4 protein-coding genes are annotated in these 2,839 nt (G+C 52.8%); all 4 read left to right on the forward strand.

The genetic code is table 11. The features are described from left to right. Window positions 1-424: 424 nt before the first annotated feature. Window positions 425-640: a hypothetical protein gene (locus C0039_RS20770; protein WP_101519175.1), complete on the forward strand. Its 216-nt coding sequence runs from the start codon at window positions 425-427 to the stop codon at window positions 638-640. Window positions 641-651: 11 nt separating this feature from the next. Next, window positions 652-1,848 carry a tyrosine-type recombinase/integrase gene (locus C0039_RS20775; RefSeq protein ID WP_101519176.1) on the forward strand — a complete coding sequence of 399 codons (1,197 nt, stop codon included), beginning with the start codon at window positions 652-654 and terminating at the stop codon, window positions 1,846-1,848. Continuing rightward, entirely contained in the window at window positions 1,845-2,162 is a 318-nt protein-coding gene (locus C0039_RS20780) for a hypothetical protein (protein ID WP_101519177.1), read from the forward strand. The genes C0039_RS20775 and C0039_RS20780 overlap by 4 nt, the downstream gene beginning before the upstream one ends. A gap of 312 nt (window positions 2,163-2,474) precedes the next feature. Beyond that, the coding region (locus C0039_RS21285) for a hypothetical protein (RefSeq protein ID WP_133126067.1) at window positions 2,475-2,839 on the forward strand (365 nt) is incomplete at its 3' end.

Genomic DNA, 2,839 nt, shown 5'->3' on the forward strand with positions numbered 1-2,839 from the left:
GGACTACGAAACACCAGCTGATAGATTTAATGCCTGTGTTGCGTCGACCGTTTGAATCCGCAGACCAAAACTGGACCACATTTGACATCCCCCCGATTCGCCCATTGAAAACCTGACCCTTAGCTAAATGTGGTCCATAGCCACCAGCCCTTTACTTGGGCGCAAATTCCGGCGCTACAAATGGTTTCTGATTTCCCTGTTCCCTGCACTCAATCACATTCTGTGATCTAAAACTTCCAACCTCACGCGGCGAAAAATCCAGGCCTGCGGCCTACATTTTTCGCGTATTAGGTGGGTTGGTAAATGGCCGAGTTCCAGCCGTTCTCTCTCCAGATTTAGCTCGTTTCCCATCGCCCAGCGCGCTTTCAAAATCAACGATACGTTTACCTTGCAGTCATCGAAAAGAGACCAAAAGGAGTGAACGATGAGCAATACGTATCTGACCACCGATGAGCTTTCCGAGCGCATCAAGTTCGACCCTCGCTATATCAGAAATAGCCTGAAGGACTCAGTTCTTCTGGAGGGCATCCACTACATCCGTCCGTTCGGAGGCCGAAAGATTCTCTATATCTGGGAACAGATCGAGAACGATATGGCCAAGACCTGCACCACTGCAGATCTCATGAAGGGCATCGTGTAGGAGAGGCAAAAATGGGAACGATAAACGCACTGAAGAACGGCACCCTCTACCTGGACTGGAGATTCCGAGGCAAGCGCTGCAAAGAATATGTGAAGCTGAAGGACAGCCCCGCCAACCGCAAAACGCTCACGAAGATCCTTGAGCGCATCGAAGCGGAAATAACCCTGGGCACATTCAACTATGCGGAGTACTTCCCAAACTCCAAGCGGGCAGCAGAGTTTGCCCGGGACCTGGAGCGCGTGGATGTTGTCCAGAGCGGCCTGCCTTGCTTCCGTGACTTCGGTGAATCCTGGTTCAGCCAGATGAAGGTTGAATGGCGAGATTCTTACACCGATACCGTACGGAGCACTCTGGACAAATACCTGCTACCTGAATTCGGTGAACGGCCACTGACGGCCATCACCAAAGACGATTTACTCGACTTTCGAGCCGACATCGCCAGTCGCAAAGGACGGAAGGGAAAAACGCTTTCTCCGGAGCGCATCAACCACATCATGACACCCCTCAGGATGATTCTGAACGAGGCAGCACAGCGATACTCGTTCACATCCCCCTATCAGGGCATCAAGTCGCTGAAGGTACCCAAGACAGACGTTCAGCCCTTCACGCTAATCGAAGTGAAGCAAATTCTGGATACCGTGAGGGCGGATTTCAAACCCTACTACACCACCCGCTTTTTCACGGGTATGCGCACCGGGGAGGTGGATGGCCTGCAGTGGAAATACGTCAACTTTGACCGGCGAGAAATCCATGTCGCCGAAAACTGGGTAAACGGGTCCCTGGGCGAGACTAAAACCGAAGGCTCCAACCGCATCATCCATATGTCCGAGATCGTCTACGACGCCCTCAAGGAGCAGGAGAAGGCGTCCGGTGACGAGCAGTTCGTCTTTTGCAACAGCAAGGGCTCCCCACTGAATCACAACAACGTTACCAAACGGGTCTGGTACCCCCTGCTCAGGCTCCTGGGTCTGGCCAAGCGGCGCCCCTACCAAACCCGACATACAGCGGCAACGCTCTGGCTAGCCGCCGGCGAAAACCCGGAATGGATCGCCCGCCAGATGGGCCATACCACTACGGAAATGCTGTTCCGTGTTTACAGCCGCTATGTACCGAACCTTACGCGCCGGGATGGCTCGGCGTTCGAGGCCCTGCTCGACCAAACGATGAGCAGTAACCCACCTGCCGATTCGGAAGGAGACGCATCGTGAGTATCTACGACAAACCCATGACCATTGAGGAGCTAACCATGGAAGCAACACAGTACATTGAAGACATCAAACTCCAGATCGCCGAACATCTCTGTGACGCGACTGGAATCGATCCAACCAATAGAAAGATCGGGCGGTTCATCTGCAACTCGCTCTGCGAGGACAATCTGCAGGCCACAAAGCACTGGCTTGAGGAACACCTCAATGAATCTGACACATTTTTGGAAGAGGCTCGCCTGGACAAGATTGAATCAGCCTTTCGGTCCGCCCTCTTTACCAGAGTGCCGAGTCGTTTACTGGGAGGCAACGAATAATGGAAGAGCTCAATCTAGTGCCGGCACTGTTCTCAGTTTCATATGCAGGTTATCACTGCCGCGCCATCTGGCGACTCTACCGAGCGGGCCCTTCGGGCCCCTCCGGTCAAACCCTGGGACAGACATGGCTTACACACTGGCGAAGCCCCAGCGTCCTGGGGGGCTCCTTCAAGTGTACGTCCCGATCCCTGGGTGTATTTCTAGGCATTGAAATTGCCGAGGGGTAAGAATCGACCATAACCAGTCAGCCAACGCTGACTGCTACCTACGGCGTACCTACGCCGTTTTTCTGCTGAGAACACAATGAGATTAATGAAACCTCTTGATAAGGATACCAGCCTAGAAATTAGGTATGAAAGAGCAATCAAAGAGCTGCTTGACCTGGCACTTGATCACAGCGACGACTGTGCCCGAATTGCAGCCGATGTATTGATGAGTGCTAGCAATGCGAACAGAACACCTACCCGTAAGTGGACGGTGAATCTATCCGAGCTAGCGCGAATCAATGAAAAGCAGGCTCATTCCGTGCTCGGTGTAATTCATGGCAAAACCTCCTTGAAGCGGAATCCAAAGTTGATGATCCCCAACGGGGCTGAACTATTCGATAAAGTTTGGCGGTGGTTTTACCCCGACATGACGGACACCCAGAAAAGAGTGGATAATCACCACTTAACAGA

This window comes from Pseudohalioglobus lutimaris (genome assembly GCF_002866825.1).
GTDB lineage: Bacteria > Pseudomonadota > Gammaproteobacteria > Pseudomonadales > Halieaceae > Halioglobus > Halioglobus lutimaris.

Coding starts and splice junctions, on each gene's coding strand:
- C0039_RS20775 (WP_101519176.1), top strand. CDS start 652: ATGGGAACGATAAACGCACTGAAGAACGGCACCCTCTACCTGGACTGG.
- C0039_RS20770 (WP_101519175.1), top strand. CDS start 425: ATGAGCAATACGTATCTGACCACCGATGAGCTTTCCGAGCGCATCAAG.